The organism is Chitinophaga sp. 30R24 (assembly GCF_049056765.1).
GTDB lineage: Bacteria > Bacteroidota > Bacteroidia > Chitinophagales > Chitinophagaceae > Chitinophaga.
Map to the genome: position 1 here is coordinate 364,622 of NZ_JBJGXX010000002.1, position 20,293 is coordinate 384,914.

A 20,293-nucleotide genomic window follows, 5' to 3' on the forward strand; every position below is an offset into this window, starting at 1 on the left:
TAAAAATTGGTTAAAAAAATATCATTCACCTCAAAATAACCAATTAATGTGACAGAAAACTGTAGGAGAAGATTTAGGTAGGTGCTTGGAATAATTGATTCAACAACGTAATTTCCAATTTTAAACTCATCTTCAATGTGAGGCTAAATCGATGTAGCATTTTTCTATGAAAGGGATCTCAATAAAAGATATTGCAAAACAAGCGGGCGTATCTCCCACAACGGTATCGTTCGTTCTGAACGGGAAGGCGAAGGAGAAGAGGATCAGTGAGCAGGTCAGTAAAAAGATACAGAAAATTGCCAGCAAGCTTAAGTATAAGCCGAACCAACTTGCACGTGGTTTACGTACCGGCAAAACTAAAACCATTGGCTTAATTGTGGAAGATATTGCCAACAACTTTTTTGCTATGTTGGCAAAAGTAATAGAGGATGAAGCAGATAAACATGGTTATAAAGTATTGTATGGCAGTACGGAAGATAATACCGAGAAGGCAAAAGGCCTGCTGGAAGTGTTGAAATACCGGCAGGTAGATGGTTATATTATTACGCCCACGAAAAACCTCGACCGGGAAATAGCACTATTACAAACTGCCGCAAAGCCGCTGGTATTGGTAGACCGTTATTTCCCTGATGTAAAAAGTCATTATGTGGTGTTGGATAATTTCAAAGGCGCCTATGATGCTACCAGTCATCTTGTTTCACAAGGATATAAAAAAATTGCCATTGTAACCCTGGCCTCTGAACAAACCCAGATGAAAGACCGGTTGGATGGTTTTATTGCTGCGTTAAAAGACCATAAGATTCCTTTTAATAAATCCCTTATCAAAAAATTGCCTTTCGATCTGGATAGGGAAAGTTTTATCCACGAAATAAAAAAGTTCCTGCTCTCGGTAAAAGATCTGGATGCCGTTTTCTTTGCCACAAACTACCTGGGTATTTCCGGTATTGAAAGCCTTCGTGCCCTGAACCGCCGGATAGGAAAGGAAATAGGCCTGGTAGGGTTTGATGACCATGACCTGTTCCGCTTGCACAGTCCTTCTATTACTTGTGTGTCGCAACCGATTGCTGCTATCGGAAAACAATTGGTAGATATCCTGATGAATGAACTGGGACATACTACAGAAGCGCCACAACAGATTGTACTGGTGCCTGAGTTGATTGTCAGGGAATCTTCCCAGAGAGGTAATACCGGGATGTAAGCGATTCGCGCAATGGGTATTATTGTCTTTTGTTGCTTAAAAAAAGTGTCAGGGACACACTATTTTACGCTATGCCGGGCAGTTTTTGTTATGAGAAAATTAAAAATCGCTGTATTTATGATATTATTTTGATGTCTGGGGGATATTATTTTATCTTCTTAAAGCGGCTGTTAACGATAATTAAAAAAAATGTTAAATCTTCTTTGCACTTCTCATAATTAGTGCTATGTTTGGTCAGCAAAAAATATTCTGACAGTAGAAACTTGTAGTAGTGTTTGAAAAGTGAGAAGGAGTACAAGTTTTTTTTATGCCTGGTTGCTAAAACGTTTTATCAAATTGCAACTGGGGAGTCAATGAACAATGAGTATTGCTAATTAGAGTATTGCCATGTTAGTTTAGAGTATTGCCATGTTAATTTAATGACGGAAGCCAATTGATTACTATCGGAGTTCCTGTGCAATGCAGGTTTTGCCGGTAGCCGTGTAACCATGTTATGTGTTATGCTTATTTATGTTATGTGTCTGATTCACTTGTTATAATTTCACTAAACCAAAAGGAAGCTATGCGAAGATCACTTCTTCTCACCACCTTGCTTTTCTTATGCTGCTGTATTACTGCGTGGGCGCAGGATAAGAAAGCCGTTGCCGGCATCGTAAAAGATGAAAAAGGAACGCTGTTGCCTGGCGTTACCATCAAGGAAAAGAATGCCACTAACGGCACCTTGACCGGGCCCGATGGGAAATTTAAAATACAGGTAGCACCCAACGCTACACTGGTAGTTTCTTATATCGGATTTATCAACCAGGAAGTGCCAGTAACCGGCCAATCTGATGTAACGATCGTCTTGAAAGAAGACAACAAAAACTTGAATGAAGTAGTGGTAACTGCGATGGGTATTAAAAGAGAAGCCAAAGCATTAGGCTACTCTGTAAGTACTGTTAGCTCAAAGGAAATCACTGAAAGCGGAAGTACCAACTTTGCTTCTGCCTTGTACGGTAAAGCAGCGGGTGTAAAAATTGTATCCGCTCCTGGTGGTGCATCCAGCGCCGTTTCTGTACAGGTAAGGGGCGTATCCTCTATTGGTTTGAGCACGCAACCACTTTACGTAGTAGATGGGGTGCCGCTGAGAAACTTTAATGACCTTACCTCCGGTAGCTTTGGTACCACTAATTCCAGGATTGATGGAAACGGTGCTTTGGATATTAATCCGGAAGATATCGAAACACTCACCATCCTGAAAGGCGCCAGCGCTTCTGCCCTGTACGGTTCTGAAGCCACCAATGGCGTGGTAGTTATTACTACTAAAAAAGGCTCAAAAAGCCGCGGTTTGGGTGTAGATGTGAACTATACCTTTAACCAGGAAAAACTGGCGTCAACACCGGATTACCAGAACGAATATGGCCCGGGTTATGATCCGCAAACCAATATTGTAAACGGTATCGCTGATGCAGATGGATGGGTGAGAGAAGCAGATGGCTCCATACACCCTAATTACAGGGCTTATGATCAGTTTGGTCCTAAGTTCGATGGCCGCGATGTAAAATATTGGGATGGTACTACCCGTAAATATGTAGCACAGAAAGATAACTACAAAGATTTCTTCTCTACCGGTTATAACTCTGCTGCCAACGTGGCTATTTCCAACGCTACTGATAAAGGAAGTTTCCGCTTTTCTTATAGCCGTGTAGATTATAAGAGCATTATGCCAGGAAGCAGCCTGTATAAAAACAACTTTAATTTCAATGGTACATTGAAATTGAGTGAAAAAGTAAGTGTAGACCTGGTATCTACTTACAATAATAACTATACGCATAACCGTGCAAATGTGATGAGCAGCGTGTTTGGATCATTCGACGGTTTCTTCAGCCGCTTCGACGATATGAGTACTTTCTTCAATAAGTACCAAACCTCCAACGGCTATAAATACGTAGATGCGAATAACACCACTTACGATCAGTCAGAAAAAATGACCTACAGGTTCCGTGCTACAAACCTGATGGATTATCTCTGGAATAACCTGCGTAATAGCTACAACGAAAATCAGAACCGCTTTATCAACAGCGCTACCCTGAATGTTAGCTTGTTGAACAGCCTGCGTTTCAGAGGTCGTGTAGGTGGCGATTTCACTAACGTTACTACCAGCGATGAACAACACAATACAAAACCTGCTGCACTCGGATACACCGGTCAGTATGCGGTAACTAATAGAAACAACAACGTGTTCTACGGAGATGCGATATTGGTATACAATCCTAAAATCACCAAAGATTTTGATCTCTCCGTTACCGGTGGTGTTACCGGCCGTAAACAACAGTATAAAAATCAGTACACACGTACCTCCGATGGTTTGATCGATGAGAACTGGTTTAGCCTGATGAACTCTGCCAGCGCATTGTATGCTACTTCTGCCCGTGCAGAACAGATCGATGTGGCAGGTTTTGGTATGCTGAACCTGAGCTATAGAGGCTTCTTATACCTGGAGGGAACTGGCCGTTATGAGTCTACTTCTACACTGCCTGTTGCTAACAACAAATATTTCTATCCTTCGGTAAATGCTGGCTTCATCTTATCTGAAGTGGCACATCTGCCTGCTTTTATTAATTATGCAAAGATCAGGGCTTCTTATGGTTTGGTAGGTAACCATCCGAACCTGTACCAGTCCAACGTAGCTTATAATCCTTATACTGTTACGCTGAGCAAAAACAATGTGCCTTACCAGCAAACCAATCCATCTGCCTTTGGTAATGAAAGACTGAAGTCTGAAAAGAAGAGGGAAGCGGAAATCGGTTTCGAAACCAAGTTGTTTAACAACAAGATCGGCGTTGACTTCAGTTATTACAATAACAAAGTAATGGACCAGATCCTGACACTGAGTACGCCTGTTTCTTCCGGCGCTACTTCCCAGTTGATGAATGCAGGAGACCTGACTAACTACGGATATGAGGCCGCTATCAACGCTACGCCTATTGCTACGAAGAACTTCCAGTGGACTACCCGCTTTAACTTAGCGATCAACAGGAATAAGCTGACAGCCCTCGTAGCTGGTCAGACTACTTTAACGATGCCTGCTTACGATGGTGGCTACCTCCTGATCCGCTCCGATGTAGGCGATCCTTTGGGTAACATCTACGTACATCCACGTACGAAAGATGCAAATGGTAACTATCTGGTAAATGATGATGGTATCTATACCGCTAACACTGGCGCTTACGAATATGCCGGTAACATTATGCCTAAAGTAGTAGGTGGTTTCTCCAACTCTTTAAGGTATAAAAACTTTAGCTTCGACTTTACCCTTGATTATCGTTTAGGCGGAAACCTGGTTTCTATTCCTTATTACTATCAGATCGGTGCAGGTATGTTTAACAGCACCTTGAAATATAGGGATGCTGCCCATGGTGGTATTGCTTATGATGTGATCGACTACGCATCCGGTAATTTTGTAGCTAATCCGAATGGTAAATACCACGACGGGGTGATCCTGCCAGGTGTAACGAAAGATGGTAAAAAGAATGAGAAAGTAATTACCGCTGCACAATATTATATGAACCAGTACGACTGGGAAACAAATGGTTTGTACGAGAACGCGGTGTTCAAGAACAGCTATGTCAAGCTTCGTGAAGTAACGCTCAGCTATAACATGCCTAAGAGCATCACAGACAAATTGCACTTCCAGGGCCTCCAGTTGTCACTCATCGGCAGAAACTTGTTCTACATCTGGAAAACCTTGCCTAAAGGCTTAGATCCGGAAGTAGCTGTAGGTTCTTCCTGGTTAAGTCAGGGTGTTGATGGTGGTACCGTTGGACCAACAAGAAGTCTGGGAGCCAGTCTGCGTGCCCGTTTTTAACAGGAAACTGATTTGTAAACGAACTTAACAGATTATAATGAAACGTCTTTTAATAAATACTTCACTGCTTATCTTGCTCCTGGCTTCTTTCAGCGCTTGTAAGAAGCAGATTGCAGATGACTATGCCAACCCGGAATTAACTACTTCCGGTTCTATGAGCAAACTGCTCAGCGGTATGTTTATCAATAAACGTATGCGCCCTTCCTATTGGGATTATGCAACATTTATATTACCTACTACTGCCAGCTTTGCACAAACCACTGCGCTGCAGCCAGGTACTAAAATGTATGTGCCTTCCCTGGCTTATACAGAAAACCGTTGGATAGATTTTTACGCTGGTTCTAAAAACGACGACAACGATTATAACTACGTAGGACCCGGTATTATGGCTAACTTCCGGGAAATGCAGACCACTTACACCAAGCTTACGCCTGCACAGCAGGCAGACCAGGTGGTGTTCCTCAACTGTGCTAAAGTGATCCTGTTCGATCAAACCAGCCAGATGGTGGATCTTTGGGGAGATATTCCTTTCGGCCAGGCAGGTTCACTTAACTTACCTGATCGTATCGTGGTTCCTGCGGAATTCGATAATGCAGCTGCTATCTACGATACCCTGATTGCCGGCTTGGATAACCTGAACAGCTATTTCGCGTCTGCAAAACTGACTGCCGAAACACAGGCCAGCCTCACTAAAGCTGACTTTATGCTGCAAGGTAGTATAGACGCCTGGAGACGTTATGCTAACTCTCTGCGTCTTCGCTTACTGATGCGTACTTCTTTTGTAAAGGAAGCTAATGCTAAAGCAGCGGTTATCAATATGCTGAACAATCCTACACAGTACCCGCTGATCAGCTCCAATAATGAAAATGTATTGGTAGCTATGAGCCCTACTGCGCTGAAAAGCGATATGCTCGATGCGTTGACAGGTAACCCATTTGCACCTGCCTTCCTGCTAGATACTGTGATGCTGGCTAATAACGACCCGCGTACTGAAGTATATTGGGATAAAGGCAAAACATATGGTATGGCTGGCTTTCCGGCCAATGGTACTTCGGCCAGCTATGAATCTGCCGGCTACGCTACCTACGATTCTGCTACTTTCTTTTATAATTACAATGTTCCAGGTGTAATATTCACTGCCGCTGAAGTAAGTTTCCTGAAAGCGGAAGCTGGGGAAAGATGGGGTATCGGTGCACCACAAACAGACTATGAAAACGGTATTACCCAATCTATTGGTTTCTATTATAACCTGAATAAGAATGTAGTACTACGCTCTGGTAGCTGGCCTGTACTGCCTACGCCTACACCGGCTGCTATCAGCGATTTTATCGCTGCTCCGGCTGTTGGTTACACTGGCACTACCCAACAAAAACTGGCGAAGATCTGGACGCAGAAATGGGTGAACTTCTTCATCCTGCAAGCTGGCGAAGCCTGGGCAGAGATCAGGCGTACAGGTTATCCTGTACTGCCGTTCCCACTGGCCTCTACTTCCGGTGCTACTACTCCGCCACAGCGTTTATTGTACCCTTCTACAGAGCAGGTGTACAATCCAGACAACTATGCTAAGGTGGCATCAAAAGATAAAAGCGATGTCAAAATATTCTGGAACGTACGATAGTAGGTGATCCATGTAAATACACTAAGCGGCTGCCCTCTATGAGGGCAGCCGCTTTTTAATGCAAGGATATTCATAGTAAGACTATCGTTTTATCATTTGCTTAAGGATAAAACAACTGGCCGCACTAAATCATTTTCCACCACGCTGTTCCCGCCATTACTGATTAGGATCTCCAGCGTTTCCCCGCTATATTTTATTGGATCAATTTTATATCTCCTGGCATTGAGGTCGTTAAAGGAAAGCTCCTGGATAACAGGGATGAAATTATTGATAAATAACCCCCCGTTTATCTTTTCCAATTGATAAGAAGCGATAGGAACGCTATCAGACAGGATATACAGTTTTTCTATTGCATTGATGTATTTTATAACAATAGTATCTTTCTTTATATAACAGTCCGGTAACAGGAAGTAAATTTTCTTAATATCCTGTTCTAGTCCTTCTGTTTTGCTCACCGTGTAAGTTTCATTTCTACCTAAAAAATTCATCCTGTTTTTGTTTTGAGAACCTGTTAAACAAAATACCAGTAAGCATGCAAGTAATTTATCACCTGTCTTTGCTAATCAACTAACTGCTATGGGCCTGGTTGGAAGGCACAACTACAAGTACAGAGTAGCCACAGATAGGTGTGGCCCGGAGATAAAGGTGATATGGTATTAATTATATGCTATCGACTATATCTAAATATAGTGACTAAAAGTTAATATTTAATATTATGTTTTTATGATGTGGAAGATCATGATATCAAAAAAAAGCGGCATTTTATAGCCGCTTTTTTTTGATATCAGATACCTTATCCGATCATTGTTTTTATTTCGCTGAGCTTCAAAAGCGCTTCTACAGGAGTGAGCCTGTTGATGTCTACATGTTCCAGTTTATCTCTGATCTGCCGGAAAGTATCGCTATGGGTATCAAAAATATTCAGTTGTAATTGTTGGGCAGGTGTATGGATATGCTTTACATTTTGTTGTAATGGCGCATCGATATGTTTAGCTTCGAGGGTAGATAACACTTCATTGGCACGGTTAATCAGTGCAGGTGGCATTCCTGCCATACGGGCCACATGTATACCAAAACTGTGTCTGCTTCCGCCAGGCGCTAGTTTGCGCAGGAAGATAATTTTATTGCCAGACTCCATATTGGTGATATGGAAGTTTTTTACACGGCTATGTTTATTTTCCAGTTCGTTCAGCTCATGATAGTGGGTGGCGAACAGGGTTTTAGGGCGATGCTCCGTTATGTCGTGGAGATATTCCACGATACTCCACGCAATGGAAATACCATCATAAGTGCTGGTGCCACGTCCTATTTCATCCAGTATTACCAGGCTACGGGAAGTAATGCTGTTGATAATGCTGGCTGTTTCGTTCATTTCTACCATGAAGGTAGATTCTCCGCCACTCAGGTTATCGGAAGCGCCTACACGGGTAAATATTTTATCGGTGAGGCCAATATCAGCGCTACTGGCTGGCACAAAGCTACCCATGTGTGCCATCAGTGTAATGAGGGCTGTTTGGCGCAGCAAAGCAGATTTACCGCTCATATTCGGCCCTGTGAGGATAATAATCTGTTGGGTGTCTTTATCAAGATGAAGGTCGTTAGTTACATAGCTTTCTCCTGGAGGAAGTCCTCTTTCAATTACCGGGTGGCGCCCTTCTTTGATGATCAGCTCCTGGCCCTCAGTAATATTGGGACGGCGGTACTTAAACTGTACTGCATTTTGTGCGAAGCAAAGTAAACAGTCGAGGCGGGCAAATACTTGTGCATCTTCCTGTACGGGTAGTATAAAGGATTGTAAGGCTGTTACCAGTTCATCAAACAACCTGCTTTCCAGTGCCAGTATTTTATCTTCCGCGCCAATAATTTTTTCTTCGTATTCTTTCAGTTCCGGAGTAATATACCGTTCGGCATTGGCCAGGGTTTGTTTGCGCATCCAGCGTTCCGGCACCTTGCTTTTATGGGTATTGGTTACTTCCAGGTAGTAGCCGAACACATTGTTGAATGCAATTTTCAGGGAAGGGATGCCAGTGGCCTCCGATTCCTTTTGTTGTATCTGTAACAGGTAATCTTTGCCTTTAGACGCGATATTGCGGAGCTCATCCAGTTCTGCGTTGACGCCTTCCCGGATTACACCGCCTTTGTTTACCTGTACAGGCGGGTTATCCATGATTTCGTTCAGGATACGTTCCAGCAGCGGTACGCAGGGATCTAATTTTTCGTTGAGTTGTAACAAATAGCCGTTGTTACTGCCGGCCAGGAGGGTTTGCACTGCCTGTACCTGCTCCAGGGAGCGGGCAAGTTGCATCATTTCCCTCGGGTTTATTTTCCGGAGGGGAATTTTAGATACCAGCCGTTCCAGGTCGCCGGTTTGTTTCAGATGGTGTACCAGCGACTGGGCCAGCGTTGTTTCTTTTATAAAGAAAGCAACTGTATCCAGGCGTTCATTGATGGTTTTTATATCGCGGAGGGGAAACACCATCCAGCGTTTGAGCAAGCGTGCGCCCATAGGCGTAACCGTATTGTCCAGTACTTTAAGGAGGGTATGGCCATTTTCCACACTGCTGTTCAACAGTTCCAGGTTACGCACAGTGAAGCGGTCCATCCAGAGGAAATCGTCCTGGTTGATGCGCTGCATCCTGGTAATATGCTGAAGATTGGGATGTTCGGTATCTTTCAGGTAGTGAAGCGTGGCGCCAGCTGCAATAATAGCGGAGGGAAGCCCTTCTGCTCCATATCCTTTCAGGGAATGTGTCTGGAAATGTTTCAGCAGTATTTCTTCTGCATAGGTGGTGGTAAATATCCACTCATCCATGGTGTACGTATAGAAGCGGCTGCCAAAGGTGGCTTTAAAGTGTTTCTGTTGTTGCCGGGCAAATAACACTTCGGCGGGGCGGAAACTCTGTAATAGTTTGTCTACATACTCAATGCTTCCTTCCGCAATAAAAAATTCGCCTGTTGAAATATCCAGGAAGGATACACCGGTAGTATCTGTGCCAAAGTGCACAGCACCCAGGAAATTGTTGCTGGCATTCTCCAGCAGTTTATCGTTGATCGCTACGCCGGGAGTCACCATTTCTGTAACGCCACGTTTTACGATGCCTTTTACCATTTTGGGATCTTCCAGCTGATCGCATACAGCTACCCGGTGGCCGGCTTTCACCAGCTTATGCAGGTAGGTATCCAGCGCATGGTGTGGAAACCCTGCCAAGTCTACATAAGAGGCAGAACCATTGGCCCTTTTGGTTAATACAATGCCAAGCACCCTGGCGGCTATTACTGCATCCTCATTAAATGTTTCATAAAAATCGCCTACACGGAACAAAAGGACGGCATCGGGATATTTCTCCTTGATGGCCTTATGTTGTTGCATGAGCGGGGTTTCTTCTGATTTACTTTTTGCCATGGCGCAAATATATAAAACTCATGCCATCCTATTATCTTTGCAGGTGATGAGAAAATTAAGCATGGATGAACTGGGCCGTAAAACGGTGTCAGAATTCAAAACAGCCGATAAAACGCCCATAGTGCTGGTATTGGATAATATCCGCAGCATGCATAATGTAGGGGCTGTATTCCGTACCGCAGACGCTTTCCTGGTAAAAGGGATTATCCTTTGTGGTTATACACCGGTGCCTCCGCATCGTGATATTAATAAAACTGCCCTGGGAGCTACGGAAACGGTAGAATGGCAATATGCGGCAACCACCCTTTCGGCGGTGGAAGACTTGAAGGCGTCGGGCTATCAGGTAATGGCCATAGAGCAGGCAGAGAACAGCGTTATGTTGGATAAGTTTATGCCTCCCACTGGCAGGCCTTTGGCCCTGGTATTCGGGAATGAAGTAAGCGGAGTAGATGCTGCGGTGATGAAAGCTGTAGATGGCTGTATCGAAATTCCCCAGTTAGGTATGAAACATTCCCTGAATATATCGGTGACCACCGGTATTGTAGTTTGGGATACCTTTGTGAAGCTGTCTGGTGCTAACCGTTAGTGGTTAGGAGGTTAAAGGCAGACTGGGAGGAACCTGGCAATCAATTCATTTCAATAAAGAGGAATCGGCCATCCGGGCTATGCTAAAAGGCTGATCAGTCGGAACAGCCAGGCTGCCGGAGGCTAAAAGTTAAAAGCTATGTTTTCAACGATCAACAAGTATCTGTCGCTGGTGAAGTTTGCGCATACCATCTTCGCTATGCCCTTTGCCCTTACCGGCTTTTTTATGGCGATCACCAGAGGCGGTGGTAGTTTCAGCTGGACTACCTTTGGGCTCGTAATACTATGTATGGTGTTTGCACGCAGTGCGGCCATGGCCTTTAATCGCTGGCTGGATGTGGATATCGACAAACTCAATCCCCGTACGGCCAAGCGGGAGATTCCTGCAGGAGTGATCTCCCGTAAAAATGCGATGTTTTTCATCGTCGGCAATGTGGTCTTGTTTGTTGTTACTACCTGGTTTATTAACCGTATTTGCTTTTTGTTATCACCGGTAGCTTTACTGGTAGTGTTGGGATATAGTTATACCAAGCGTTTTACCGCCTTATGCCACCTCGTACTGGGTGTTGGCTTGTCGCTGGCCCCTATAGGCGCTTATTTGGCTGTAACGGGCGAATTTGCCCTGTTGCCGGTGTTGGTGTCTTTCCTGGTGTTATGTTGGGTATCCGGTTTTGATATTATTTATTCCTTGCAGGATGAGGATTTCGATAAATCCCAACAACTGAATTCTATTCCTGCCTGGCTGGGGCTTTCCGGCGCCTTACGTTTTTCTGAGTTCCTGCATGTAATAGCGGCCGCCCTGGTGGTGACTATTGGCCTCACCGGGCATTTTCATTGGGTGTTCTGGATTGGTGCAGCTGCTTTTGTGGTAATGCTAGTATCCCAGCACCTGTTGGTAAAACCGAACGACCTCAGTAAGATCAATATCATGTTTATGACTACTAACGGTATTGCTAGCGTTGTGTTCGCCGTATTTGCCATTGCAGACATGATGATCTTTTTATAATATCAGGATCATATTAATTACATCAATAAATTACATCATATGGGAAGGTTAATGGCAATAGATTACGGAAAAAAGAGAACGGGCCTGGCGGTGACAGATCCTTTGCAGCTAATTGCCAGCGGGCTTACCACTGTGGCTACCCATGAGCTGATCCCTTTCCTGAAAAAGTATTTTGCAGCAGAGCCAGTGGATACAATTGTTATCGGAGAGCCTAAGAATTTGGATGGCCAGGCTACAGATGCTACGGCCCTGGTGAATGAATGCATCCGTATTATCCGGAAAAATTTTCCCGATATGCCAGTAGTAAAGGTAGATGAGCGGTTTACTTCTAAAATGGCTTTTCAAACGATGATTGATAGCGGGTTGAAGAAAAAAGACCGGCAGAACAAGGGCCTGGTAGATGAAATCAGTGCAACGATTATTTTGCAGGAATATTTGCAGCATAAATAATATATTTTCAATTAATTATATATCGGAACGATGAAGATGCAAAAGGCGTGGCTGTTTTTGCATCTTCATTGTTTTAACGGGAAGATTGGCGGCTGGCAAGGGTGTTTGAGCCTGGTGGTGGCCCGTCTTCCCCGGAAATTGACTATCTTCGCAGATCAAACCAAGAATAAGAACATGATATTGCCAATAGTAGCTTACGGACATCCGGTCCTGAGAAAAGTTGCAGAAGACATTACTCCAGATTATCCTGAGCTGAAAGAGTTAATTGCCAATATGTGGCAAACAATGTATGGTTCTAATGGCGTAGGTATTGCCGCCCCGCAGGTAAATAAGTCGATCCGGCTTTTTGTGGTAGATAGTGAACAAATTATACAACACCTGGAAGAAGAGGAAAAAAACGATTATCCTGGTGATAATGGTGTGAAAGAGGTATTTATTAATGCACACATCGTAGAAACCGGCGGTAAGGAATGGGCTTATAATGAAGGTTGCCTGAGTATTCCTAAAGTGAGGGAAGATGTAAACAGGGCAGAAACGGTTACCCTCAGCTATGTGGACGAAAATTTTACTCCGCACGTGAAAACCTTTACTGGCGTAACCGCCCGTGTTATTCTGCATGAATATGACCATATTGATGGTAAACTATTTATTGATCATCTGAAGCCATTAAAACGCAGAATGTTGAAAAGTAAACTTGATGATATCACCAAAGGTAAAATAAGAGTAGATTACAAAATGACCTTCCCTAAATAGGAAATAATTTTGTAATGTAAATAAAACCTGTTATTTTGGTATCATAAAGTATAACATCCATATCCTCAAACTTGGGAGCTACCTTAACATACACTGAAGTTGAACTGGTTCAGGGCCTGCTGGTCAGGGACGAAAAAGTATTTACTTACTTGTATGATCACTATTCACCAGCCTTATATGGTGTAGCATTGAAGGTAGTTGGAGAAGAAGCTGCAGCCGGAGACGTGTTACAGGAAGTATTTGTAAAGATCTGGCGTAACATCGACCGTTATGATGCCTCAAAAGGACGTTTATTTACCTGGATGTTGAATATCACCCGTAACACAGCGATAGATAGCCTTCGTTCTAAAAATCACAAATTAGATCAGCGTGTGCAAGATGTAAACAGCGTAGCACTGTTGTATGAACCGCAACTAGCGGTGCACCTGTCGGTAGACCATCTGGGGCTCAGCAAAGTAATTGAGCGGCTGCAAAAAGATCAACGAATTATTATCGACATGGCCTATTTCAAGGGACATACCCAGGAAGAGATAGCCAGGTCCCTTGAAATACCATTGGGCACCGTGAAAACCCGTATGCGCAATGCAATTATACAATTGAGAACGCTCTTAAAACAATTGTAATCATCAGTAATAGTGGATGTACATCGTTACATATCATCTGGGATACTGGAAAGCTATGTATTCGGTTCACTGCCGGAAGCAGCACAAAGTGAGGTAGAAACAGCTGTATTGCAATACCCCGATATTAAAGCCGCAGTTAACTCCTTGCAGCTCGACAAAGAAAGGTTTGTAAAACTCTATGCTATTGTTCCTCCTCCAGGTATCAAGGAACGCTTGCTGGATATTATCCAGCAGGAAAGCACGCAGGAAGGTAACGATCTGCTGCCGGAAGAACTGCGTATGCCACTTACTGTTAGTCACCGTAGCGAAAGGCCGGTAAAACCATCCCCCAGAAACCCCAAGCCGGTGATGCATCCCCTGGTGGAAACAACACCTCCGTTATTAAAGGATATACCACCTGAAACAGCGGAAGGGAGTGCTAAAAACCTGCTCTGGAAATGTATTACCGCCGCTATTGTATTACTGCTTTTAGGAAGTATTATTCTCAACTTTTTCTTCTTTCAGAAATCGACCGATTACAAAAGCCGGTATAAATCGCTGATCGCTACCAAAGAAAAATTGGATGCAGAAAAGGAACATCAGGCACTCGCCAGCTTTAAGGATATAGCGCCGGAAACTACCATCAGGAATAATCCTGCTTTTAAATGGGTACAGCTGAAAGGCGCCGGAGAATTTGCCGGCCATACTGTAGAAGTAGGTTGGAATCCTAATACTCATCTGGTTTTCCTGCTTGCCCCATCGATGCCGGTGCCTCCGGCTGGTAAACAATTTCAGTTATGGGCTGTAGTAGACCAGCAATTGGTGAATGTGGGCGTGTTTGAAACTGGTGCTGCCGTTTCCCAAAAATTGCAACAAATGAAAGCGGTTGATCATATTCAAGGCGTAGTGGTAACATTGGAAGAGAAAGGTGGCAGCACCACGCCTTCTATGGACCAGTTGTACCTGTCTGTAAAATGGCCACAATAAACCAAGAGGAAGCATACTTGTTGTCGTTTGAAATCAGTATATTGCTGTTGTATCCCCATTTAATTATTATAAGACGCACAACACAATTATTAACATTATATCCGTGAAAACTGACCCCTGTGCGGCATATTGACTAACAAGTCATGCGCTGAATATCCTACGTTAAATACTAAATAAAACATATCCAGTCCATTTGGAATACACTGCTACATATACAGAAGCTGAATTGGTGCAGGGCCTGAGGGCGCGCGACCAGAAAATGTTTAGTTACCTGTATGATCAATATTCACCGGCTTTATACGGCGTAATTGTAAAAGTGCTGAACGACGATCGTGCTGCTGGAGATGTATTACAGGAAGTATTTCTGAAAATATGGAGACACCTGGATCGCTATGATGAGGAAAAAGGCCGGCTTTTTACCTGGATGCTGAATATTGCAAGGAATACAGCGATAGACATCCTCCGCTCTAAATCGTACAAACAGGAACAAAAGATCCAAAATATTACGGAAAATGTACATGCCACCAATAGTGCATTAACCGTATACCCTGTTACTGATTATCTGGGATTTTCCCGCGTGTTGGAAAAGCTGACTAAAGAGCAGCGTACCCTTATAGACTTAGCGTATTATAAGGGATGTACACAGGAAGAAATCGCCAAGGTATTGGATATCCCTTTAGGAACAGTGAAAACAAGGATGCGTAATGCGATCAATCAATTAAGGAACATATTAAACAAGTAAATTTTAATAGTGGATCCACAACATTTCATATCGTCTGGGATTATTGAGCTTTATATGGCTGGCATCGCTACCGAAGAGGAGGTGAAAGAGCTGAAAGCCGCTATGGCCCAATATCCTGCTGTGGCAGCTGAGGTAGAAGCCTGGCGCCGCAATATGGAAGAGTATATTAGGTTGCAGGGAATTAACCCCCAAGCCGACATCAAAGTCAGTTTATTCTCTAAAATCAATAATGAACCAAATTTGCAGGAGGGTGAGCCTGTACCCGACAAAGACCTGCAGCAACCTAAAGTAGTGTTTATGCAAGAAACCAAACGTCTATCCTGGAAATGGATCGCCACCGCCGCCGCCGTGCTGCTGGTAGGCAGCCTGATTTTAAACTATGTTTTCTTTAACCGGTACAAAGAATTCAAAGGGTACAAAGACAAATATGAGTCTTTGTTAGTATCCCAAAACTCTATTTTGTCAAAGAGCAATCTTTACAAAACCCGCTTAGAGCAAATTGAGGAATCCATGGAGATCATCCAGGACCCTAAAGTCCTTAAAGTGCCAATGCCGGGTACCAAATCATTCCCTGAAGCATTAGCCACCGTATTCTGGAACCCGCAAAGCCAACAGGTATACCTGAAGGTGAACAACTTGCCGGAACCAAGTGCCGACAAACAATATCAACTCTGGGCTATCGTAGATGGTAAACCAATTGATATGGGTGTGTTCGAAATGGGTGATACCGCCAAACTGCTCCAGAAAATGAAGGTAACGGGTAAAGCACAAATGTTTGCTGTTACCCTCGAGAACAAAGGTGGTGCCGTGGCCCCAACTATGGAACAGATGTATGTGGCCGGAAAAATCCCCGGGTAACAAGGTGAATGCTCAACGGCTGAAACGTTAAAGTAAAGAACAAAAGCCGTTATAGCGGAAAGCAAGCGACAGATAACCATATCAACGCTGCCTCTTTGCTATAACGGCTTTTTACTTAAATTGCACCTATGTCTATAAATTGGAAAAGCATAGCAGCCGCCTTTGTTTTGATCCTGTTGCACCACCCGGCAGCACTCTTTGCACAGGATACCGCCCAATATAAGGGGATGACTGTTAATTTGGACGAAGTGATTGTAGCGGCAAAGCGTATAGGCTTCGATGTTAATAGCTTTATTAAAAGGGTGGAAGATGATACCACTTTCTACCGCGCATTTAAAAACCTGCATGTTGTTGGCTTCGACGCTATCAATGATATCCGTATCCTGGATAAGGATGCCCAGATAAAAGCTTCCCTCTTTAATCAAACCCACCAGGAAGTAACAGACAGATGCCGCGTTATGCAAGTCAGCAACGAAAAAGTAACAGGTGATTTCTATACCCGCAAAGGAAATTATAACTACTATACGGCCGAATTATATGGCAACCTCTTTTTTACACAGGGTACCGTTTGTGTAGATGAACACGGAGAAACTCCGGAGAATGCCACCGGTAGCCTTGCCAAACATAAAGCCCAGCTGAAACAGCTGATCTTCAATCCGGGTAAACCCGTTCGCGGTGTGCCTATCGTAGGACAAAAAGTGGCGATCTTCGACAAGGATGTAATGCATTATTACGATTTTTCTATCAGTGCAGAGAATTATGTGGATGGTACACCTTGCTATGTTTTTACAGCAAAAGCCAAACCAGACCTGAGTCGTATAGACAGGGCGGAAGTAGTGATAGATGAATTGGTGACCTGGTTTAATAAAGAGAACTTTGAAATTGTAGGCCGTAAATATGCGCTTTCTTATAAAACCATGCTATTTGATTTTAATGTGAAGATGGATGTGCAGATGACGAAGTTCAACGGTTTATTGATTCCTGCCCTGGTTGCTTATAATGGCACCTGGGATATACCTTTCAAAAAAAGAGAAACGGCTGTTTTTGCCGCCAAGTTTGTGAATTTTACTGCAGCTAAATAAGATAAAGCATTTGTAAGGGTAATGTTTAGATGGTATAGCCGTTTTAATATAACAGGGTAACAGCCCCGGTTTTATGTACCGGCAGCCGTGTTTCCACTTCTTTATAATCCACTATCCATACATAGGTAGCCACATCAGCAGTTTTGCCGTTTATCCGCCCGGTCCAGCCTATTTGCGGATCAGTGGTATAAAAAACCCGTTCTCCCCAGCGGTTATAAATGCTTAGCACAAAATCGTATATAGGACATCGGTATATAGGACGGAAATAATCATTTCTGCCATCGCCATTGGGAGTAAAGGCAGTAGGGAAATAAACCTGGCAGGCGCAATCATGGTATTTCACGACTATTGAGTCTGCTGTTTTACCACAGCTGTTATAGGCCACAATCGCATATAAACCTGGTTGGGTAACAGTATACATGGGTGTACTGGTGCTGTCTTGCCATTTGTAGGTGCCGCCTAAGGCGCCGGTAGCGCGTAATTGGTATACCTCATTTTTGCATAATAGGGTGTCGGGCCCAAGATTTACCCGGAGCGTATCTTCAAACCTTACAGCAATACTGTCGGAGGATTCGCACCTGCCTATCTGCGCATGCACATAATAGTAACCGGGTTTGGTGACATAGTAAGTCGCCTGGTCAGACGAATCCTGCCACCGGTACACGCCATTGCCAAAATCGGCAGTAAGCACCAGAAAGTTGCCTTTGCAAATGGTGGTATCATTGCCCAGGTTCAGTTTCTTGAGATGGTTGTAATTAATGAACACGGTATCTACTACGCTGCAGGTATGGTTGATCTCTACCAATGCCCATAGGTTGGTGGTGTAGTTGATCGTAACAGCCGGCGTAGTGGCGCCGTTGCTCCATTCCCATTTAGTGGCTTCCGGAATACTTGGAGCCACCCTGATAGATTCGCCCGGGCATAGCAAGGTATCCGGCCCTAATGAAAAAGGATAGGGCGATCCGGTGAAACTGATATTGATGTCGTCTGATACAGGAGCACAGCCTTTTGGGAACACATCTACATGGTAGGTACCCGAAGTGGTAACATCCTGGGTGGGTTCGGTATTGCCGGTATTCCATTGATAAGTGCAGTTTTGCGCAGTGGCATCTAGCGCAATATGTTCGCCGCTACATAATATCAGGTCTTTGCCAAGATTTATAACGGGTATGGGCGTATAAAAAACATTCACAGAATCTGGGTTGGGACAGCCGTTAATTTTCACCTTATAGGTGGCAGAAGTATCTACAAGAATGCTGCTGCTGGTAGAGCTGTCTTGCCAGAGGTAAGCCGCCCCCGGTATCACTGGCGCACTTAAAATGATGGTGCCGCCTTCACACAGGGTGGTATCTTGTGGGCCCAGGTCAAAAAATACCGGGGTTACAATAGTAATAGCTTGTATGGTAGTATCCTTAATACCCTTTCTCCAGGCAATAAGGGTATCTGTATAGGTGCCAATGCTGGGATAAATATGATAAGCGCGGATATTTACGGAAGAATCTTTTTCACCTGAAGCAGGGTCTCCAAAAAACCATTTCACTGAGTCGATGCCTGCAGGCGTTGTAATCTGGAAGAAAGCAGTATCGTTTAAACAGGTGGAAGAAACAGTAAAAGGCGTTCTTTGTGCGGCCGCTTTACCACTCCATAAGCAACAGAGCAGTAAAACCGGTATAAGGATGCTACGAAAGGAACGGAATAATTGGTTTCTCATGCATTGACATGGGTAGTTAACTGTAAAGATAATTAAAATTATATATATGATGGAATAATGTGGATATTAATTAAGGGGTACAAAAGTAAAAAGTGATGGATGTAAATGAAATTTTGCTCCATGGGGGCCTGAATAAAATGAGGCCGCATCATACTTTTGATACGGCCTCATTATTAATAATCAGCTATTGGAAAAGATCATCTTATCAGCTGTTTCAGGTACATCCAATAAGTTGGTCCCAACTATTATCCGGTTATTTTCCTGTGAGGTTTGTTTAACTAGCCACCTCTATTCATCCTCTCCCTGGTAAGGTCTTGCAGAAATATATCTTCTCCATTTTTCTATTACGGTAGTAAGGTCGCTTGGTAGTGCACTTTCGAAGTATAGTTGTTGCCGGGTGCGCGGGTGTATGAAGCCGAGCTGTTGCGCGTGAAGGGCATGTCTTGGCATGATTTCAAAACAGTTGTCCACAAACTGTTTATATTTTGTATAAACGGTGCCTTTCACAATGCGGTTACCGCCATAGGTATCGTCGTTAAAGAGGGAGTGGCCAATATGTTGCATGTGCACGCGGATCTGGTGGGTGCGCCCTGTTTCGAGCCTACACTCTATCAGGGTAACATAGTTGAAGCGTTCCAGTACGCGGTAGTGGGTGATGGCCTCTTTGCCATATTCTCCGTCGGGATAGGCATCCATGATTTTACGTAGGCGTTGGTGGCGCCCTACGTGAGCTACTACGGTGCCTTCATCTTCTTCAAAGTCGCCCCATACCAACGCAATATAACGGCGGTGTACGGTGTGGTCGAAAAACTGTTTGGCCAGATCATTCATCGCTTTCTCTGATTTGGCGATCACCAGGAGGCCGGTGGTATTTTTATCAATACGGTGCACCAGGCCAAAGCGGGGAATCTCCGGTTCGGTGACCTGGGTTTTATCGCCCAGGTACCACGACAATCCATTTACCAGGGTACCGTCGCGGTTACCGCAGCCGGGGTGTACAACGAGACCGGCCGGTTTGTCGATCACCATTACATCCTCGTCTTCAAATATTATATTCAGCGGTATTTCCTGCGGAATGATATCTGTATTTTCGGGGTTCCTGTTGGAGAACACAACGATCCGGTCTAGCGGTCTGATCTTGTAGTTGGATTTAACGGGTTTATCGTTTACCAATACCATTTCGCCATCCAGGGCCTGTTGTATTTTATTGCGGGTAGCACCTTCTATACGGTTGGTGAGGAATTTATCAATACGTAGTGGCTCCTGGCCTTTGTCGACCACCATATTGATTTTTTCATATAATTCCTCACTGCCATCACCGTTTTCCAGTTCATCTTCCAGTTCCAGCAATTCTTCAGCCATTAAGTTTAATTTTTTGCAAAGGTAGCTATTTCTGGTTAAGCGGCATAAGCGGCAAAGTAGCGCCGCTGCCGCCTTTGGGTGCTTTGTGC

The 20,293-nt window shown here is 44.0% G+C and carries 16 protein-coding genes; 12 read left to right on the forward strand and 4 right to left on the reverse strand.

The window, feature by feature from the left end:
- Nucleotides 1–166: 166 nt before the first annotated feature.
- From ACDQ55_RS08130 to ACDQ55_RS08140, 3 genes are all read left to right on the forward strand, one after another.
- A complete protein-coding gene (locus ACDQ55_RS08130; protein ID WP_420980868.1) occupies nucleotides 167–1,198 on the forward strand; it encodes a LacI family DNA-binding transcriptional regulator in 1,032 nt (343 codons plus the stop codon).
- Nucleotides 1,199–1,760: 562 nt separating this feature from the next.
- A complete protein-coding gene (locus tag ACDQ55_RS08135) occupies nucleotides 1,761–5,045 on the forward strand; it encodes a SusC/RagA family TonB-linked outer membrane protein (protein WP_420980869.1) in 3,285 nt (1,094 codons plus the stop codon).
- 37 nt (nucleotides 5,046–5,082) lie between these two features.
- Nucleotides 5,083–6,663 (forward strand): SusD/RagB family nutrient-binding outer membrane lipoprotein, encoded by a 1,581-nt coding sequence (locus ACDQ55_RS08140; RefSeq protein WP_420980870.1) that lies wholly within the window; start codon nucleotides 5,083–5,085, stop codon nucleotides 6,661–6,663.
- A gap of 92 nt (nucleotides 6,664–6,755) precedes the next feature.
- Here ACDQ55_RS08140 and ACDQ55_RS08145 read toward each other — a convergent pair whose 3' ends face one another.
- Both ACDQ55_RS08145 and mutS read right to left on the reverse strand, forming a co-directional pair.
- Entirely contained in the window at nucleotides 6,756–7,151 is a 396-nt protein-coding gene (locus tag ACDQ55_RS08145) for a hypothetical protein (protein WP_420980871.1), read from the reverse strand.
- 305 nt (nucleotides 7,152–7,456) lie between these two features.
- Nucleotides 7,457–10,066, reverse strand: coding sequence for a DNA mismatch repair protein MutS (mutS, locus tag ACDQ55_RS08150; protein ID WP_420980872.1), 2,610 nt, complete (start codon nucleotides 10,064–10,066; stop codon nucleotides 7,457–7,459).
- A 46-nt stretch (nucleotides 10,067–10,112) separates the two neighbouring features.
- Here mutS and ACDQ55_RS08155 point away from each other — a divergent pair, with 46 nt between their 5' ends.
- The 9 genes from ACDQ55_RS08155 (at nucleotide 10,113) to ACDQ55_RS08195 (ending at nucleotide 17,131) form a co-directional block, all read left to right on the forward strand.
- Nucleotides 10,113–10,652, forward strand: coding sequence for an RNA methyltransferase (locus tag ACDQ55_RS08155; protein ID WP_420980873.1), 540 nt, complete (start codon nucleotides 10,113–10,115; stop codon nucleotides 10,650–10,652).
- Between the two features lie 138 nt (nucleotides 10,653–10,790).
- A complete protein-coding gene (locus tag ACDQ55_RS08160) occupies nucleotides 10,791–11,657 on the forward strand; it encodes a UbiA-like polyprenyltransferase (protein WP_420980874.1) in 867 nt (288 codons plus the stop codon).
- Between the two features lie 39 nt (nucleotides 11,658–11,696).
- Nucleotides 11,697–12,107: a Holliday junction resolvase RuvX gene (ruvX, locus tag ACDQ55_RS08165; RefSeq protein ID WP_420980875.1), complete on the forward strand. Its 411-nt coding sequence runs from the start codon at nucleotides 11,697–11,699 to the stop codon at nucleotides 12,105–12,107.
- Nucleotides 12,108–12,137: 30 nt separating this feature from the next.
- Nucleotides 12,138–12,860, forward strand: coding sequence for a peptide deformylase (gene def, locus ACDQ55_RS08170; protein WP_420980876.1), 723 nt, complete (start codon nucleotides 12,138–12,140; stop codon nucleotides 12,858–12,860).
- A gap of 71 nt (nucleotides 12,861–12,931) precedes the next feature.
- A complete protein-coding gene (locus tag ACDQ55_RS08175; RefSeq protein ID WP_420980877.1) occupies nucleotides 12,932–13,483 on the forward strand; it encodes an RNA polymerase sigma factor in 552 nt (183 codons plus the stop codon).
- 12 nt (nucleotides 13,484–13,495) lie between these two features.
- Nucleotides 13,496–14,449, forward strand: coding sequence for an anti-sigma factor (locus ACDQ55_RS08180; protein WP_420980878.1), 954 nt, complete (start codon nucleotides 13,496–13,498; stop codon nucleotides 14,447–14,449).
- A 193-nt stretch (nucleotides 14,450–14,642) separates the two neighbouring features.
- On the forward strand, nucleotides 14,643–15,191 hold the full coding sequence (locus ACDQ55_RS08185) for an RNA polymerase sigma factor (protein ID WP_420980879.1): 549 nt from the start codon (nucleotides 14,643–14,645) through the stop codon (nucleotides 15,189–15,191).
- 54 nt (nucleotides 15,192–15,245) lie between these two features.
- On the forward strand, nucleotides 15,246–16,049 hold the full coding sequence (locus tag ACDQ55_RS08190) for an anti-sigma factor (protein ID WP_420980880.1): 804 nt from the start codon (nucleotides 15,246–15,248) through the stop codon (nucleotides 16,047–16,049).
- 128 nt (nucleotides 16,050–16,177) lie between these two features.
- Nucleotides 16,178–17,131, forward strand: coding sequence for a hypothetical protein (locus ACDQ55_RS08195; protein WP_420980881.1), 954 nt, complete (start codon nucleotides 16,178–16,180; stop codon nucleotides 17,129–17,131).
- A 43-nt stretch (nucleotides 17,132–17,174) separates the two neighbouring features.
- Here ACDQ55_RS08195 and ACDQ55_RS08200 read toward each other — a convergent pair whose 3' ends face one another.
- Both ACDQ55_RS08200 and ACDQ55_RS08205 read right to left on the reverse strand, forming a co-directional pair.
- Nucleotides 17,175–18,842: a gliding motility-associated C-terminal domain-containing protein gene (locus ACDQ55_RS08200; protein ID WP_420980882.1), complete on the reverse strand. Its 1,668-nt coding sequence runs from the start codon at nucleotides 18,840–18,842 to the stop codon at nucleotides 17,175–17,177.
- A gap of 288 nt (nucleotides 18,843–19,130) precedes the next feature.
- On the reverse strand, nucleotides 19,131–20,204 hold the full coding sequence (locus ACDQ55_RS08205; RefSeq protein ID WP_420980883.1) for an RluA family pseudouridine synthase: 1,074 nt from the start codon (nucleotides 20,202–20,204) through the stop codon (nucleotides 19,131–19,133).
- Nucleotides 20,205–20,293 lie beyond the last annotated feature (89 nt).

Coding starts and splice junctions, on each gene's coding strand:
- ACDQ55_RS08130 (WP_420980868.1), top strand. CDS start 167: ATGAAAGGGATCTCAATAAAAGATATTGCAAAACAAGCGGGCGTATCT.
- ACDQ55_RS08135 (WP_420980869.1), top strand. CDS start 1,761: ATGCGAAGATCACTTCTTCTCACCACCTTGCTTTTCTTATGCTGCTGT.
- ACDQ55_RS08140 (WP_420980870.1), top strand. CDS start 5,083: ATGAAACGTCTTTTAATAAATACTTCACTGCTTATCTTGCTCCTGGCT.
- ACDQ55_RS08145 (WP_420980871.1), bottom strand. CDS start 7,151: ATGAATTTTTTAGGTAGAAATGAAACTTACACGGTGAGCAAAACAGAA.
- mutS (WP_420980872.1), bottom strand. CDS start 10,066: ATGGCAAAAAGTAAATCAGAAGAAACCCCGCTCATGCAACAACATAAG.
- ACDQ55_RS08155 (WP_420980873.1), top strand. CDS start 10,113: ATGAGAAAATTAAGCATGGATGAACTGGGCCGTAAAACGGTGTCAGAA.
- ACDQ55_RS08160 (WP_420980874.1), top strand. CDS start 10,791: ATGTTTTCAACGATCAACAAGTATCTGTCGCTGGTGAAGTTTGCGCAT.
- ruvX (WP_420980875.1), top strand. CDS start 11,697: ATGGGAAGGTTAATGGCAATAGATTACGGAAAAAAGAGAACGGGCCTG.
- def (WP_420980876.1), top strand. CDS start 12,138: ATGAAGATGCAAAAGGCGTGGCTGTTTTTGCATCTTCATTGTTTTAAC.
- ACDQ55_RS08190 (WP_420980880.1), top strand. CDS start 15,246: ATGGCTGGCATCGCTACCGAAGAGGAGGTGAAAGAGCTGAAAGCCGCT.
- ACDQ55_RS08195 (WP_420980881.1), top strand. CDS start 16,178: ATGTCTATAAATTGGAAAAGCATAGCAGCCGCCTTTGTTTTGATCCTG.
- ACDQ55_RS08200 (WP_420980882.1), bottom strand. CDS start 18,842: ATGAGAAACCAATTATTCCGTTCCTTTCGTAGCATCCTTATACCGGTT.
- ACDQ55_RS08205 (WP_420980883.1), bottom strand. CDS start 20,204: ATGGCTGAAGAATTGCTGGAACTGGAAGATGAACTGGAAAACGGTGAT.